The organism is Streptomyces sp. NPDC057543, from assembly GCF_042801895.1.
In the GTDB taxonomy this organism is placed as follows: domain Bacteria; phylum Actinomycetota; class Actinomycetes; order Streptomycetales; family Streptomycetaceae; genus Streptomyces.
Genome location: NZ_JBHVFF010000240.1, coordinates 1 through 13765, shown reverse-complemented (window position 1 = coordinate 13765; position 13765 = coordinate 1). Strand labels below are relative to the sequence as shown.

The 13765-nt window shown below is 72.1% G+C and carries 14 protein-coding genes; 9 read left to right on the top strand and 5 right to left on the bottom strand.

The annotated features are described in order from the left end of the window. Window positions 1–65 precede the first annotated feature (65 nt). Complete coding sequence (locus ACFU8Q_RS30850; protein ID WP_384460069.1) at window positions 66–977, bottom strand: SDR family oxidoreductase; 912 nt, start codon at window positions 975–977, stop codon at window positions 66–68. A gap of 179 nt (window positions 978–1156) precedes the next feature. Here ACFU8Q_RS30850 and ACFU8Q_RS30845 point away from each other — a divergent pair, with 179 nt between their 5' ends. The 4 genes from ACFU8Q_RS30845 to ACFU8Q_RS30830 are packed head-to-tail and all read left to right on the top strand — an operon-like array spanning window position 1157 to window position 4612. Beyond that, window positions 1157–1912, top strand: a complete 756-nt coding sequence (locus ACFU8Q_RS30845; RefSeq protein ID WP_384460066.1) for an enoyl-CoA hydratase family protein — start codon at window positions 1157–1159, stop codon at window positions 1910–1912. A gap of 14 nt (window positions 1913–1926) precedes the next feature. Next, a complete protein-coding gene (locus ACFU8Q_RS30840; protein ID WP_384460072.1) occupies window positions 1927–2775 on the top strand; it encodes a CoA transferase subunit A in 849 nt (282 codons plus the stop codon). Further along, complete coding sequence (locus ACFU8Q_RS30835) at window positions 2772–3545, top strand: CoA-transferase subunit beta (RefSeq protein WP_384460063.1); 774 nt, start codon at window positions 2772–2774, stop codon at window positions 3543–3545. The genes ACFU8Q_RS30840 and ACFU8Q_RS30835 overlap by 4 nt, the downstream gene beginning before the upstream one ends. After that, window positions 3542–4612: an NAD(P)H-dependent flavin oxidoreductase gene (locus ACFU8Q_RS30830; protein ID WP_384460060.1), complete on the top strand. Its 1071-nt coding sequence runs from the start codon at window positions 3542–3544 to the stop codon at window positions 4610–4612. The genes ACFU8Q_RS30835 and ACFU8Q_RS30830 overlap by 4 nt, the downstream gene beginning before the upstream one ends. A gap of 150 nt (window positions 4613–4762) precedes the next feature. Here the strand turns inward: ACFU8Q_RS30830 and ACFU8Q_RS30825 are convergent, their stop codons facing one another. Genes ACFU8Q_RS30825 through ACFU8Q_RS30810 form a run of 4 tightly spaced genes read right to left on the bottom strand, consistent with a single transcriptional unit; the run spans window position 4763 to window position 8546 of the window. After that, window positions 4763–5920 carry an acetyl-CoA C-acetyltransferase gene (locus ACFU8Q_RS30825; RefSeq protein WP_384460055.1) on the bottom strand — a complete coding sequence of 386 codons (1158 nt, stop codon included), beginning with the start codon at window positions 5918–5920 and terminating at the stop codon, window positions 4763–4765. Between the two features lie 33 nt (window positions 5921–5953). Beyond that, window positions 5954–6541 carry a TetR/AcrR family transcriptional regulator gene (locus ACFU8Q_RS30820; RefSeq protein ID WP_384460052.1) on the bottom strand — a complete coding sequence of 196 codons (588 nt, stop codon included), beginning with the start codon at window positions 6539–6541 and terminating at the stop codon, window positions 5954–5956. 56 nt (window positions 6542–6597) lie between these two features. Further along, window positions 6598–7383, bottom strand: a complete 786-nt coding sequence (locus tag ACFU8Q_RS30815; protein ID WP_384460048.1) for an SDR family oxidoreductase — start codon at window positions 7381–7383, stop codon at window positions 6598–6600. After that, complete coding sequence (locus ACFU8Q_RS30810) at window positions 7380–8546, bottom strand: acyl-CoA dehydrogenase family protein (RefSeq protein ID WP_384460045.1); 1167 nt, start codon at window positions 8544–8546, stop codon at window positions 7380–7382. The genes ACFU8Q_RS30815 and ACFU8Q_RS30810 overlap by 4 nt, the downstream gene beginning before the upstream one ends. A gap of 48 nt (window positions 8547–8594) precedes the next feature. Between ACFU8Q_RS30810 and ACFU8Q_RS30805 the strand changes: the two genes are divergently transcribed. The 5 genes from ACFU8Q_RS30805 to ACFU8Q_RS30785 all read left to right on the top strand — a co-directional run bounded on the left by ACFU8Q_RS30805 (window position 8595) and on the right by ACFU8Q_RS30785 (window position 13716). Continuing rightward, on the top strand, window positions 8595–9443 hold the full coding sequence (locus ACFU8Q_RS30805; RefSeq protein WP_384460042.1) for an enoyl-CoA hydratase: 849 nt from the start codon (window positions 8595–8597) through the stop codon (window positions 9441–9443). Further along, window positions 9443–10612 carry an acyl-CoA dehydrogenase family protein gene (locus ACFU8Q_RS30800; protein ID WP_384460039.1) on the top strand — a complete coding sequence of 390 codons (1170 nt, stop codon included), beginning with the start codon at window positions 9443–9445 and terminating at the stop codon, window positions 10610–10612. The genes ACFU8Q_RS30805 and ACFU8Q_RS30800 overlap by 1 nt, the downstream gene beginning before the upstream one ends. Next, on the top strand, window positions 10612–11607 hold the full coding sequence (locus ACFU8Q_RS30795; RefSeq protein WP_384460036.1) for an acyl-CoA dehydrogenase family protein: 996 nt from the start codon (window positions 10612–10614) through the stop codon (window positions 11605–11607). The genes ACFU8Q_RS30800 and ACFU8Q_RS30795 overlap by 1 nt, the downstream gene beginning before the upstream one ends. Then, window positions 11604–12680: an acyl-CoA dehydrogenase family protein gene (locus tag ACFU8Q_RS30790; protein ID WP_384460033.1), complete on the top strand. Its 1077-nt coding sequence runs from the start codon at window positions 11604–11606 to the stop codon at window positions 12678–12680. The genes ACFU8Q_RS30795 and ACFU8Q_RS30790 overlap by 4 nt, the downstream gene beginning before the upstream one ends. A gap of 250 nt (window positions 12681–12930) precedes the next feature. After that, window positions 12931–13716: an SDR family oxidoreductase gene (locus ACFU8Q_RS30785; RefSeq protein WP_384460029.1), complete on the top strand. Its 786-nt coding sequence runs from the start codon at window positions 12931–12933 to the stop codon at window positions 13714–13716. Window positions 13717–13765 lie beyond the last annotated feature (49 nt).

Here is a 13765-nt window from a genome sequence, read left to right as displayed (position 1 = left end):
CCCCGCGGCGCGGTGGTATCCGTCCGGCCGGACGGATACCACCGCGCCGCGGGGCGGACGCTGTGTCAGCGCGCCCCGTACACCGGCTGCGGGGGCTCGGAGCCGGCGAGCAGTTCGCGCGTCGCCTCCCCCGCCTCCGCCGGCGTCCAGCGGGCTCCCTTGTCCGCGGTGGGCCCCGGCCGCCAGCCCTCCATGACGGTGATCCGGCCGGCCTCGGCCTCGAAGACCCGGCCGCTCACCCCGGCGGAGGCGGCGGAGCCCAGCCAGACGACGAGGGGGGAGACGTTCTCCGGGGCCATGGCGTCGAATCCGCTGTCCTCGGGCGCCGCCATGGTTTCGGCGAAGGTCTGCTCGGTCATCCGGGTCCGGGCGGCCGGGGCTATGGCGTTGACCTGGACGCCATAGCGGCCCATCTCGGCGGCGGCGACCAGGGTCAGACCGATGATCCCTGCCTTGGCGGCGGAGTAGTTGCCCTGCCCGACACTGCCCAGGAGGCCCGCCCCGGAGCTGGTGTTGACGACCCGTGCCTCGGGCGTACGGCCGGCCTTCGCCTCGGCGCGCCAGTGCGCGGCGGCGTGCTTGAGCGGCAGGAAGTGGCCCTTGAGGTGGACGCGCATCACCGCGTCCCAGTCGTCGTCGTCCAGGTTGACGAGCATGCGGTCGCGCAGGAATCCGGCGTTGTTGACGAGGGTGTCGAGGCGGCCGAAGGCATCGAGGGCGGTGGCGATCAGTGAGGCCGCGCCCTCGGTGGTGGTGATGTCACCGCCGTGTGCCACCGCCTCGCCGCCGAGTGCGCGGATCTCCTCGACGACCTGCTGGGCGGGCCCGGCGGCCCCTCCGGTGCCGTCGAGGCCCACTCCGAGGTCGTTGACGACGACCTTGGCGCCCTCGGCGGCGTGGGCGAGGGCGTGCGCGCGCCCGAGCCCGCGGCCCGCCCCGGTGATGACGGCGACGCGTCCCGTGCACAGTCCGGTCATGGGTGTGTGTCCTTTCGGTGAGCGGATCGAGGTCTGCGGTCAGAACCCGCCGGCCGGTGTCGGAAGCGGCGCATCCGGTCGCTTCGGCGATCGCTGCCCATGGACATCTCCCGCCGCACGCCGATCACTGCTAGCTTGCAACCTAACAAACGCTTGGTGGAAAGGTAGCTGATCTGCTCATGGGTGTCTCCACCTCCGCCCCGGAAGAGGGCATCGCCCTCGTCTCCGTGGACTACCCCCCGGTCAACGCCCTCCCCGTACAGGGCTGGTACGACCTGGCCGCCGCGGTACGCGCCGCCGGGGCCGATCCGAAGGTGCGATGCGTGGTGCTCGGCGCCACCGGCCGCGGCTTCAACGCCGGCGTCGACATCAAGGAGATGCAGCGCACGGCCGGCCACGACGCCCTCATCGGCGCCAACCGCGGCTGCTACGAGGCGTTCGCCGCGGTCTACGACTGCGAGGTCCCGGTGGTCGCCGCCGTGCACGGCTTCTGCCTGGGCGGCGGCATCGGCCTGGTCGGCAACGCGGACGCCATCGTCGCCAGTGACGACGCGACCTTCGGCCTGCCCGAGCTGGACCGCGGCGCGCTCGGCGCGGCCACCCACCTGGCCCGGCTGGTCCCCCAGCACCTGATGCGGACCCTGTACTACACCTCGCGGACCGCCACCGCGCAGGAGCTGCACCGGCACGGCTCCGTGTGGCGGGTCGTACCGCGCGAGCAACTGCCGGACGCGGCGCTGGAGCTGGCCCGCGAGATCGCCGCCAAGGACGGGACCCTGATCCGCCTCGCCAAGGCCGCGATCAACGGCATCGACCCGGTCGACGTACGCCGCAGCTACCGCTTCGAGCAGGGCTTCACCTTCGAGGCCAACCTCAGCGGCGTGGCCGACCGCGTCCGCGACACCTTCGGCACGGAAAAGGAGCAGCAGTCGTGAGCAGGGACAAGACCATGACCGCCGACGAGGTCGTCGGCCGGCTGGAGAGCGGCATGACGATCGGCATCGGCGGCTGGGGCTCCCGGCGCAAGCCGATGGCCCTGGTCCGCGCGCTGCTGCGCTCGGACGTCACCGACCTGACCGTCGTCTCCTACGGGGGTCCGGACGTCGGGCTGCTCGCCGCCGCCGGGCGGATCCGCAAGCTGGTCGCGGCCTTCGCCACGCTCGACTCCATCCCCCTCGAACCGCACTTCGGTGCGGCCCGGCAGCGGGGCGCGTTCGAGATGGTGGAGCTGGACGAGGCCATGTTCATGTGGGGGCTGACGGCCGCCGCGCAGCGGCTGCCCTTCATGCCGGTGCGGGCGGGGCTCGCCTCGGACGTGATGCGTGTCAACCCGCAGTTGCGGACGGTCACTTCACCGTACGAGGACGGCGAGGAGCTCGTCGCGGCTCCGGCGCTGCGGCTGGACGCCGCGCTCGTCCACCTCAACCGCGCCGATGTGTACGGCAACGCCCAGTACCTCGGCCCCGACCCGTACTTCGACGACCTGTTCTGCGAGGCCGCCGACACCGCGTACGTCTCCTGCGAGCGGATCGTGGACACCGCGGAGCTGCTCAAGGAGAACGGACCGCAGACGCTGCTGGTCAAGCGCGCGTTCGTGAACGGTGTCGTCGAGACCCCGAACGGCGCGCACTTCACGTCCTGCGTGCCCGACCACGACCGCGACGAGACGTTCCAGCGGGCCTACGCCCAGGCCGCCCGCGACCCCGAGGCGTGGCAGGCGTTCACCGAGCGGTTCCTGTCCGGGGACGAGGCCACGTACCAGGCCGCGGTGGCGGCGTTCCACGAGGAGGAAAAATGAACGGCAGCACCGGGACGACGACGGCGACGCGGGCCGAATACTGTGTGGTGGCCTGCGCCGAGGCATGGCGGAGCGCCGGCGAGGTCCTGGCCAGCCCGATGGGCACCGTCCCCACGATCGGGGCCCGGCTGGCGAAGCTCAGCTTCTCCCCCGATCTGCTGCTGACCGACGGCGAGGCGCTGCTCATCGGCGACGTGCCGGCGGTCGGTACGAAGTCCCAGGTGGTGGAGGGGTGGCTGCCGTACCGTCAGCATCTGTCCATGACCGCCACGGGGCGGCGGCACGTGATGATGGGCGCCACCCAGATCGACCGCCACGGCAATCAGAACATCTCCTGCATCGGTGACTGGGCCGCCCCGAAGCGGCAGCTGCTGGGGGTGCGCGGCGCACCGCTCAACACCCTTAACAACCCGACGAGTTACTGGATCCCCAGGCACTCGGCGCGGGTGTTCGTCGAGCGGGTCGACATGGTCTGTGGCGTCGGCTACGACCGCGCCGCCGCGGCCGGTCCCGCCGCGGCCCGGTTCCACCGCGTCCCGGACGTCATCAGCAACCTCGGCGTCTTCGACTTCGAGACCCCGGACCGTACGATGCGGCTGCGCTCCCTGCACCCCGGCGTCACGGCGGAAGAGGTCGCCGAGGCCACCGGGTTCGCGCTCACGATCCCCGACGAGGTGCCGTACACCCGCGACCCCACCGCCGAGGAGCTGCGGCTGATCCGCGAGGTCATCGACCCGAAGGGCCTGCGCGAGCGCGAGGTCCCCGCATGAGCGGCGTCACGATCACCACCCCCCTCACCGAGCTGGTCGGCGTGCGCCACCCCGTCGTGCAGACCGGGATGGGGTGGGTCGCGGGCCCCCGTCTGGTCACGGCGGCCGCCGACGCGGGCGCGCTCGGCATCCTCGCCTCCGCCACGATGACCGTCGAACAACTCCGCTCCGCCGTCCGTGAGGTCGCCTCCCGTACGGACGCGCCGTTCGGCGTCAATCTGCGGGCGGACGCGGGGGACGCGGCCGAGCGCGTACGGATCATCATCGACGAGGGCGTCAGGGTCGCCTCGTTCGCGCTGGCGCCCTCCCGTGAGCTGATCGCGCGGCTGAAGGACGCCGGGGTGGTGGTCATCCCGTCCGTCGGCGCCAGAAGGCATGCGGAGAAGGTCGCCGCGTGGGGCGCCGATGCGGTGGTGGTGCAGGGCGGCGAGGGGGGCGGACACACCGGGAACGTCGCGACCACCGTCCTGCTCCCCCAGGTCGTCGACGCGGTGGACATCCCGGTCGTCGCGGCGGGCGGCTTCCACGACGGTCGCGGTCTGGTCGCCGCGCTGTCCTACGGCGCGGCCGGGATCGCCATGGGCACCCGTTTCCTGCTCACCTCCGACAGCACCGTCCCCGCGGCGGTCAAGGCGAAGTACCTGGCCGCAGCGGTCACGGACGTGACCGTCACCACCGCCGTGGACGGCCTCCCGCACCGCATGTTGCGCACCGAGCTGGTGGACGCGCTGGAGCGCTCGGGCCGGTCCGCATCGCTGCTGCGGGCGGTCCGGCACGCCGCGGCCTTCAAGAAGGAATCGGGCCTGGGCTGGGCACGGATGATCCGCGACGGCCTGGCGATGAAGCACGGCAAGGAACTGACCTGGAGCCAGGTACTGCTGGCCGCCAACACCCCGATGCTGCTCAAGGCCTCGATGGTCGAAGGGCGCACCGATCTCGGAGTGATGGCCTCCGGCCAGGTCGCGGGGCTGATCGACGATCTGCCGTCGTGCGCCGAACTCGTCGACCGCATCATGGCAGAGGCGGACGCCACGCTCCGTGCTCTTCCTCTTCCCCTGCCGCGCTGAGGCGCGCGCACGGCGAAGCGCGAGCGCCCGCGGCCTTGCCGGTCGCGGGCATTCGCGCTTCGGTGCGCCGGACATCCGCGCGATGCCGTGCGAGGTGCGTCGTCCCGGACCGGGAGCCGCGCCCCGCACGGATGGTGGCCCGACGATACGTCAGAGGCGTTCGATGATGGTGACGTTGGCCTGGCCGCCGCCCTCGCACATGGTCTGCAGGCCGTACCGGCCGCCGGTGCGGTCGAGTTCGTGCAGCAGCGTGGTCATCAGCTTGGTGCCGGTGGCGCCCAGGGGGTGGCCGAGAGCGATGGCACCACCGTTGACATTGACCTTCTCCGGATCGGCTCCGGTCTCCTTCAGCCAGGCCAGGACGACCGAGGCGAACGCCTCGTTGATCTCGACCAGATCGATGTCGTCGAGGGAGAGCCCGGTCTTCTTCAGCGCGTACGCCGTCGCCGGGATCGGCGCGGACAGCATCCGGATCGGGTCCTCGCCGCGCACCGAGAGGTGGTGGATGCGGGCCCGCGGAGTCAGACCGTGCTCGCGGACGGCCCGTTCGGAGGCGATGAGCATCGCGGCGGCGCCGTCCGAGACCTGCGAGGAGACGGCGGCAGTCAGCCGACCGCCTTCGACCAGCGGCTTCAGGCCTGCCATCTTCTCCAGCGAGGTGTCCCGGCGCGGGCCCTCGTCGCACGTCACGTCGCCATAGGCGACGATCTCCCGCTCGAAGCGGCCCTCGTCGATGGCCCGGATCGCCCGCCGGTGCGAGCGAAGTGCGAACTCCTCCATCTGCTCCCGGGTGATGCCCCACTTCTCGGCGATCAGCTCGGCGCCGTGGAACTGGTTGACCGGCTGGGCTCCGTAGCGCGCCCGCCAGCCCGCGGAGCCGGCGTACGGCCCCTCGGTGAGTCCGAGCGGTTCGGCGGCCTGGCGGCTGGCGAAGGCGATCGGGATCTGCGACATGTTCTGGGTGCCGCCGGCGACGACCAGGTCCTGGGTGCCGGAGAGCACCCCCTGGGCCGCGAAGTGCACGGCCTGCTGAGAGGAACCGCACTGCCGGTCCACCGTGACGCCCGGCACTTCCTCCGGCAGCCCGGCGGCCAGCCAGCAGGTGCGGGCGATGTCCCCGGCCTGCGGGCCGACGGTGTCCAGGCAGCCGAAGACGACGTCCTCGACGGCCGCCGGGTCGATGCCCGTGCGCTCGACGAGCGCGGTGAGCACGTGTGCCCCCAGGTCGGCCGGGTGCGCGGCGGCGAGCCCGCCGTTCCGCCTGCCTACCGGGGTGCGGACTGCTTCGACGATAAAGGCCTCGGCCATGACTGCTCCTTGTTCTGAGTTCAGAGTGACATGTCAGCCCCGCAGGGCGATGCCCTCCAGCACCATGGACAGGTACTGGCGGGCGATCTCCTCGGGGCTGTGCTGTCCGCCCGGCCGGTACCACGACGCGGCGACCCAGACGGTGTCGCGTACGAAGCGGTAGGTGAGCCGGATGTCCAGGTCGGCACGGAAGATCTCGGCGGCGACGCCGCGTTCCAGGGTCACCAGCCACGCCTTCTCGAATTTCACCTGCGAGTCGGCGAGATAGTGGAATCGGGGCTGGGAAGCGAGGTGCCTGGACTCCTTCTGATAGATGGCGACGGCGGCGCGGTGCCGGTCGATCTCCCGGAAGGACTCGGTGACGAGGGCCTCGATGGTCTCCCGCGGGCCGAGTCCGGCGGCGAGTACCGCGTCGTACCCGGCCCACAGCTCGTCCAGGAAGGTGGAGAGGATCTCGTCGAGCATCGACTCCTTGGAGTCGAAGTGGTAGTAGAGGCTTCCCGCGAGCATTCCGGCGGCGTCGGCGATCTTGCGGACGGTGGTGGCGTTGTATCCCTGTGCGGCGAACACCTCGGCGGCGGTGGCCAGGAGTTCGCTGTGCCGCTCGGGGGACGGGCTCATCGTGGTCCGCTCGCCTTTGCCGGGCGTACTGCGCTTCGGTATCCGGTCATCGCTCATCACGCCCGCTGGCTGCTGACCGAGACCGTCTCGCCGGTCATGTACGAGGAGTAGCCGCTGGCCAGGAAGACGATCACGTTGGCGACCTCCCAGGGCTCGGCGTAGCGGCCGAACGCCTCGCGCTCGGTGAGCTCGGCCAGCAGTTCGGGGGTGGTCACCTTCACCAGGTGCGGGTGCATCGCGAGGCTCGGCGCAACGGCGTTGACGCGCACGCCGTACTCGGCGGCCTCGACGGCCGCGCAGCGGGTGAGCGCCATCACGCCGGCCTTGGCGGCGGCGTAGTGCGCCTGGCCGCGCTGGGCGCGCCAGCCGACCACCGAGGCGTTGTTGACGACGACGCCCCCGCGGTCCCGCTCCTTCATCCGACGCAGCGCGGCGCGGGAGCAGCGGAAGGTGCCGTTCAGGGTGACGTCGAGAACCGCGGACCACTGCTCGTCGGTCATCTCGACCAGGTCGGCGGTGCCGCCGAGCCCGGCGTTGTTGACGACGATGTCGAGGTGGCCGTGCTGCTCCTGAGCGAGGTCGAAGAGGGCCGCGACCTGCTGTTCGTCGGTGACGTCGCACGGCAGTGCGGCGACCCGGTCGGCGCCGAACTCCGCGGCGAGCGCTTCGGCACTCTCCTTCAGCCGGCGCGCGTGGGCGTCGCCGATGACGATCCGCGCGCCCTCCTCCAGGAATCTGCGGGCGGTGGCTCCGCCGATGCCGGCACCGGCGGCGGCGGTGATCACGGCGGTTCGGCCGTCGAGCAGGGCGTGACCGGGCACGTAGGGCGGCGGTGTGGTCATGGGCGGGCCTCCTTGGGCAGGCCGAGGACACGCTCGGCGATGATGTTGCGCTGGATCTCGTTGGAGCCGGCGTAGATGGTGTCGGAGCGGGAGAAGAGGAACAGCCGCTGCCAGTCGGTGAGGTCGTACGGTGGCCCGGCGGCCAGCATGCCGTCGGCGCCGCACACGTCCATGGCGAGCTCGCCCAGCTCCCGGTGCCAGGTCGCCCAGAAGATCTTGCCGATGGAGGCCTCGGGGCCGGGGGCGCCCGCGGCGACCTGGTCGAGCATCCGCAGGGCGTTGCAGCGGATGGTCTCCAGGCCGACCCAGGCACGGGCGAGCCGGTCGCGGATCAGCGGGTCGTCGGCCGCACCGTTGCGCCGGGCCAGTTCGATGAGGGACTCCAGTTCGCGGCGGAAGCCGACCTGCTGGCCGAGGGTGGAGACCCCGCGCTCGAAGCCGAGGGTGGCCATGGCCACCTTCCAGCCCTCCCCGGGGGCGCCGACGACGTGTCCGGCACTGGTGCGCGCACCGTCGAAGAACACCTCGTTGAACTCCGAGGTGCCGGTCAGCTGGTTGATCGGCCGGATCTCGACGCCGGGCTGGTCCAGCGGGACCAACAGGTAGGACAGGCCCTGGTGGCGGGTCGATCCGGCTTCGGTGCGGGCGACGACGAAGCACCAGTCGGACTCGTGGGCCAGTGACGTCCAGATCTTCTGCCCGGTCACGACCCACTCCTCGCCATCCCGCTCGGCGCGGGTGCGTACGTTCGCCAGGTCGGAGCCGGCGTCCGGCTCGCTGTATCCCTGGCACCACAGCTGCCGGGCTTCCACGATCGGTGGCAGGAACCGCTCCTGCTGCTGAGGTGTGCCGAAGGCGATGAGGGTGGGGCCGAGCAGTTGTTCCCCGATGTGGCCCACCCGGGCGGGGGCGTCGGCCAGGGCGTACTCCTCGTGGAAGGCGACCTGCTGCTCCAGGGGCGCGCCCCGGCCGCCGTACTCCCGCGGCCAGCCCACGCAGGTCCAGCCCTCGGCCGCCATGTGCCGTTCCCAGGCGAGCCGTTCGGCGAATGCCTCGTGCTCCCGGCCCGGGCCGCCGCGGCCGCGCAGGCTCGCGAACTCTCCCGTGAGGTGGGCGGCCAGCCAGTTGCGGAACTCGGTACGGAACTCCTCGACGCTGCTCATGGCCGTACGGTAGTCTACCAAACACTTGTTAGGGAAGGAGGGGGCCCGATGACCGCTGCCCACGACGAACCGGTGCGCTATGAGAGGCAAGGCCCGGTCGCGACCGTCACCATGAACCGGCCCGACTATCGCAACGCCCAGAACTCCGCGATGACCTACGCCCTGGACCGGGCCTTCTACCGCGCCGCCGACGACGACGAGGTCAAGGTCGTCGTCCTGGCCGGAGCGGGGAAGCACTTCTCCGCGGGCCACGACATCGGCACGCCGGAACGGGACGCCCACCTGCCGTTCGACCGCAAGGCCGGACTGTGGTGGGACCACTCGGACAAGTCCGGAGCGGAGAGCCGCTTCGCCCGCGAGTCCGAGGTCTACCTGGGCATGTGCCGCCGCTGGCGCGAACTGCCCAAGCCCGTCATCGCCTCGGTGCAGGGTGCGTGCGTCGCGGGCGGACTGATGCTCGCCTGGGTCTGCGACCTGATCATCGCCTCCGACGACGCGTTCTTCGCCGACCCGGTGGTCCGCATGGGCATCCCGGGCGTCGAGTACTTCGCGCACCCCTGGGTGATGCCGCCGCGCATCGCCAAGGAGTTCCTGTACACCGGCGACCGGATGAGCGCGCAGCGGGCGTACGAGGTCGGCATGGTCAACCGCGTCGTCCCGCGCGCCGAACTGACCGAACAGGTCACGGAGTTGGCGACCCGGATCGCCGAAATGCCGCGAATGGGGCTCGCCCTGACCAAACGCGCGGTCAACCAGGCCGAGGACCTGCAGGGTCTGCACACCGGCATGGACTCGGTCTTCGGGCTGCACCACCTCGCACACGCGCACAACGCCGAGACCGCCCCCGACGCGCTGGGCGGCATGGACATCCACGCGATGAAGAAGGCGGGATCCTGATGGACCTCGACTTCACCGAGCAGGAGGACGCCTTCCGCGCCGAGGCCAGGGCCTGGCTCGCCACGCACGTCCCCGGCACCCCGCTGCCCTCCCTGGAGACGGCCGAAGGCTTCACAGCCCACCGGCAGTGGGAACGCACCCTCTTCGCGGACCGCTGGTCGGTGGTCTCCTGGCCCGAGGAGTACGGCGGACGCGGCAGTTCGATCCTTCGATGGCTGATCTTCGAGGAGGAGTACTACGCGGCCGGCGCGCCCGGCCGGGTCAGCCAGAACGGCATCAACCTGCTCGCCCCCACCCTCTTCGAACACGGTACGCAGGAGCAGCGCACCCGCATCCTGCCCCGTATGGCGAGCGGCGAGATCATCTGGGCCCAGGCCTGGTCCGAGCCGGAGTCCGGCTCCGACCTCGCCTCGTTGAGCTCGACGGCCGTGCGCACCGACGGCGGCTGGCTGCTGGGCGGCCAGAAGACCTGGTCCTCGCGGGCCGCCTTCGCCGACCGCGCCTTCGGCCTCTTCCGCAGCCACCCGGAGGCCGGCAGGCCGCACCAGGGCCTGACGTACCTGATGTTCCCGCTGGACGCCGACGGCGTGACCGTAAGGCCCATCGGCCGGCTCGACGGCAAGCCCGCCTTCGCCGAGCTCTTCCTCGACGACGTGTTCGTGCCCGACGAGGACGTCATCGGCGAGCCCGGACAGGGCTGGCGGGTGGCGATGAGCACCGCGGGCAACGAACGCGGCCTGACCCTGCGCAGCCCGGGCCGCTTCACCGCGGCCGCCGACCGCCTGACCGCGCTGTGGCGGGAGCGGGCCGACCGTGCCGACACGGCTCTGCGCGACCGGGTCGCGGATGCGGTGATCGGCGCCCGCGCCTACCAGCTGTTCACCTACGCGGGCGCCTCGCGTCTGGCCGGCGGCGGAACGATCGGCGCCGAGTCCAGCCTCAACAAGATCTTCTGGTCCGAGCTCGACATCGCCCTGCACGAGACCGCCCTGGACCTCCTCGGTCCGTACGGCGAGCTGGCCGACGACGCCGAGGAGGCTCCCGCACACGGCAGTTGGGCCGAGGGCTACACCTTCTCCCTCGCCGGACCGATCTACGCCGGCACCAACGAGATCCAGCGCGACATCATCGCCGAGCGGCTGCTCGGCCTGCCGAAGGGACGCCGGTGATGCGGTTCCTCCTGGACGACGAACAGCGGGAGTTCGCCCGCACCCTGGACGGCATGCTCGGCTCGTACGACACCACGGGTGCCGTACGAGCCTGGGCGTCCGGCGACCACGGCCCCGGGCGCGCCCTGTGGGAACGGCTCGCGCAGGCCGGGGTCTTCGCCCTCGCCGTACCGGAGCAGCACGACGGCCTCGGCCCGCTCCCGCTCGAACTGGCCGTCGCCTTCACCGAACTGGGCCGGCACGCCGTCCCCGGACCGCTGGTCGAGACCGTCGCCGCCGCCGCGCTCCTGGACCGGCTCGGCGACGACGCCGTTGCTGCCGAGTGGCTGCCCGTCATCGCCTCCGGCAAGACGGTCGCCTCGCTCTGCCTGCTCTCCCCCGACAGCCCCTACGCCCTGGACGCCGACGCCGCCGACGCCGTCTTCGTCGTGGGCGGTGACACCCTGCGCCTGGCGGAGTCGGCGGGCCCCGTCCAGCCGTCCGCCGACCCGGCCCGCAGGCCGGCCCGGCCGGTCGGCACAACCGTGCTGGCACAGGGGCCCGAGGTGGTCGCCGCGGCCGCGCACGCCGCCGACGTCGCGGCGCTGGCCACCGCCGCCCAGGCCCTCGGGCTGGGCCGCGCCCTGCTGGCACGTACGGTCGAATACGTCCGCCAGCGCACCCAGTTCGGGGTGGCCATCGGCTCCTTCCAGGCGGTGAAGCACCGACTGGCGGACACCCTCCTCGCCCTCGAATTCGCCCAGCCCCTGGTCCACTCCGCCGCGCTGGCCCTGGCCTCGGGCCGGGCGTCGGCCCGCGAGGTCGCGGCGGCCAAGGTCACGGCGGGCGAGGCCGCGTACGCCGCGTCCCGCACGGCCCTGCAACTGCACGGCGCCCTCGGCTACACCGACGAACTCGACCTGTCGTTGTGGATCCGCAAGGCCCGCCCGCTGCGCGACGCCTGGGGCACCCCCGCGGCATGCCGGGCCCGTGTTCTCCAGGGAGCGGACGAATGAGAATGACGGAGGAACAGGAGGAACTGCGGTCCGCCGTACGGTCGTTGCTCGCACGTCACGAGGGCGCGGCGGCCTGGCGACCGCTGACCGGGCAGATCGGCGTCGCGGCGCTCGCCGTCCCCGAGGAGTACGGCGGCGCGGGCTGCGGGGCGACGGAAGTCCATGTGGTGATGGAGGAGTTGGGGCGGGAGCTGAGCCCGGTCCCCTGTCTCGGCTCCGCGGTGCTCGCGGTGCAGGCGCTGCTCGCTTCCGGTGACGCGGCGGCCTGCTCCCGGTTGCTGCCGCGACTCGCCGAGGGCCACGCGGTGGGGACGCTGGCGTGGGCCGAGCGGGGTTCCTGGGACCCGGCGGCGATCCGGGCCGAGGCCGTCGCCGGGCCCGGAGCCGGCACCTGGCGGATCACCGGAACCAAGGAGCACGTGCTGGAGGGCACCGAGGCCGATGTGCTGCTCGTGGCGGCCCGCACGGCAGCCGGGGTCTCACTCTTCGAGGTGGCCCCGGACGGTGCGGGAGTACGCCGCGAAACGGTGGTGACGATGGACCTGACGCGGCTACAGGCACGCGTGGTCCTCGACGGCGCCGAGGGCCGGCTCATCGGCACCGACGGCGAGGGCGACCGGGTGCTGCGGCACGTACTGGACCTGGCGTGCACGGCGCTCGCCGCGGAGCAGGTCGGCGCGGCCGAGCGCTGTCTCGAACTCACGGTCGCGTATGCCAAGGACCGCGTCCAGTTCGGCCGGCCCATCGGCTCCTTCCAGGCGGTGAAGCACCGGCTCGCGGACGCGTACGTGCTGGTGGAGTCGGCGCGCTCGGCCGCCCTCGGCGCGGCCTTCGCGGCCGTCGAGGGCTCACCGGAGCTGAGCCGCTCCGCGGCCGTCGCCAAGTCCGCCTGCTCGGAGGCTTTCTCCGCGGTGGCGGGCGAGATGATCCAACTGCACGGCGGTATCGGCATCACCTGGGAACACACCGCCCACCGCTACTTCAAACGCGCGCACGGCTCCGGCCGGCTCTTCGGCCCGCCGTCGTGGCACCGGGGCCGGCTCGCCACCGGCCTGGGGCTGACCGCGGCATGACCGGCCGGGCGTAAGCCCGGTCACCCGGGTCCGTGGTTCCAGCCACGGATTCCAGTAAGACCGACCGGCAAATGGGGGGTGGGAGAAGGAGCGGGGTTGGGTGCGTGCAGCTGCAAGGCGGAGGATTGAGGCATGGCGGAGCCATGGTGATTGACGACAACGCGGCAGATGTGCGTGCCCAACCCCGCGACGCCGCCCCCCATTTGCCGGTCGGTCTAAGACCGACCGGAGCCTGACAGAAGGCGGGAACATGGACAGCGACAACCCGATGGACTTCACCGGACGAGTCGTGGTGGTCACCGGGGGTACCAAGGGCATCGGTGCGGCGATCGCCGAGGCGTTCCTCGGCGCGGGCGCGGATGTCGTCGTCTGCGGCCGCAACGAACCAGGGGCGCTGCCCGGCGCGAACGGCCGGCACGCCGTGTTCCTCCCGGCCGATGTCCGCGACCCCGCGGCGGCGGCGCGGCTCGTCGACGGCGCGGTGGACCGCTTCGGCCGGCTGGACGTCCTCGTGAACAACGCCGGCGGCTCCCCCGACGCCGAAGCGGCCACGGTCTCCCCGCGGTTCGTCGAGAAGATCGTCGCCCTCAACCTGCTGGCGCCGTTCTACGTGGCCCAGGCCGCCAACCGGGTCATGCGGACCCAGAGCGGTGGTGGCTCGGTCATCAACATCGGCAGTGTCTCAGCCCACGACCCGCAGCCCGGCACGGCCGCCTACTCGGCCGCCAAGGCCGGTCTGCTCACCCTGACCAGGGCGCTGGCCCTGGAGTGGGCGCCGAAGGTGCGGGTCAACCACATCACCACCGGTCTGATCCGCACCGAGAGTGCCGCGGCCGTCTACGGCGAGGACGGCGGGGCAGCGGTGGCGCGGGTTGTCCCGATGGAGCGGATGGCCGTCCCGCAGGACGTCGCGGGCGCCTGTCTGTATCTCGCCGGCGGCCTCGCCTCCTATGTGAACGGCGCCGACCTGGCGGTGCACGGCGGGGGCGAGTTCCCTTCCCGCTATCTCGCCGCGAAGTCCGGCGGGACGGGGTGAGGCCGGGCGGACGGGCCGGTTGAGGTCTGTGTGCGGGCCCCAGGGAGCC

Coding starts and splice junctions, on each gene's coding strand:
- ACFU8Q_RS30795 (WP_384460036.1), top strand. CDS start 10,612: ATGCGGTTCCTCCTGGACGACGAACAGCGGGAGTTCGCCCGCACCCTG.
- ACFU8Q_RS30850 (WP_384460069.1), bottom strand. CDS start 977: ATGACCGGACTGTGCACGGGACGCGTCGCCGTCATCACCGGGGCGGGC.
- ACFU8Q_RS30840 (WP_384460072.1), top strand. CDS start 1,927: ATGACCGCCGACGAGGTCGTCGGCCGGCTGGAGAGCGGCATGACGATC.
- ACFU8Q_RS30820 (WP_384460052.1), bottom strand. CDS start 6,541: ATGAGCCCGTCCCCCGAGCGGCACAGCGAACTCCTGGCCACCGCCGCC.
- ACFU8Q_RS30810 (WP_384460045.1), bottom strand. CDS start 8,546: ATGAGCAGCGTCGAGGAGTTCCGTACCGAGTTCCGCAACTGGCTGGCC.
- ACFU8Q_RS30830 (WP_384460060.1), top strand. CDS start 3,542: ATGAGCGGCGTCACGATCACCACCCCCCTCACCGAGCTGGTCGGCGTG.
- ACFU8Q_RS30835 (WP_384460063.1), top strand. CDS start 2,772: ATGAACGGCAGCACCGGGACGACGACGGCGACGCGGGCCGAATACTGT.
- ACFU8Q_RS30825 (WP_384460055.1), bottom strand. CDS start 5,920: ATGGCCGAGGCCTTTATCGTCGAAGCAGTCCGCACCCCGGTAGGCAGG.
- ACFU8Q_RS30805 (WP_384460042.1), top strand. CDS start 8,595: ATGACCGCTGCCCACGACGAACCGGTGCGCTATGAGAGGCAAGGCCCG.
- ACFU8Q_RS30785 (WP_384460029.1), top strand. CDS start 12,931: ATGGACAGCGACAACCCGATGGACTTCACCGGACGAGTCGTGGTGGTC.
- ACFU8Q_RS30790 (WP_384460033.1), top strand. CDS start 11,604: ATGAGAATGACGGAGGAACAGGAGGAACTGCGGTCCGCCGTACGGTCG.
- ACFU8Q_RS30845 (WP_384460066.1), top strand. CDS start 1,157: ATGGGTGTCTCCACCTCCGCCCCGGAAGAGGGCATCGCCCTCGTCTCC.
- ACFU8Q_RS30815 (WP_384460048.1), bottom strand. CDS start 7,383: ATGACCACACCGCCGCCCTACGTGCCCGGTCACGCCCTGCTCGACGGC.
- ACFU8Q_RS30800 (WP_384460039.1), top strand. CDS start 9,443: ATGGACCTCGACTTCACCGAGCAGGAGGACGCCTTCCGCGCCGAGGCC.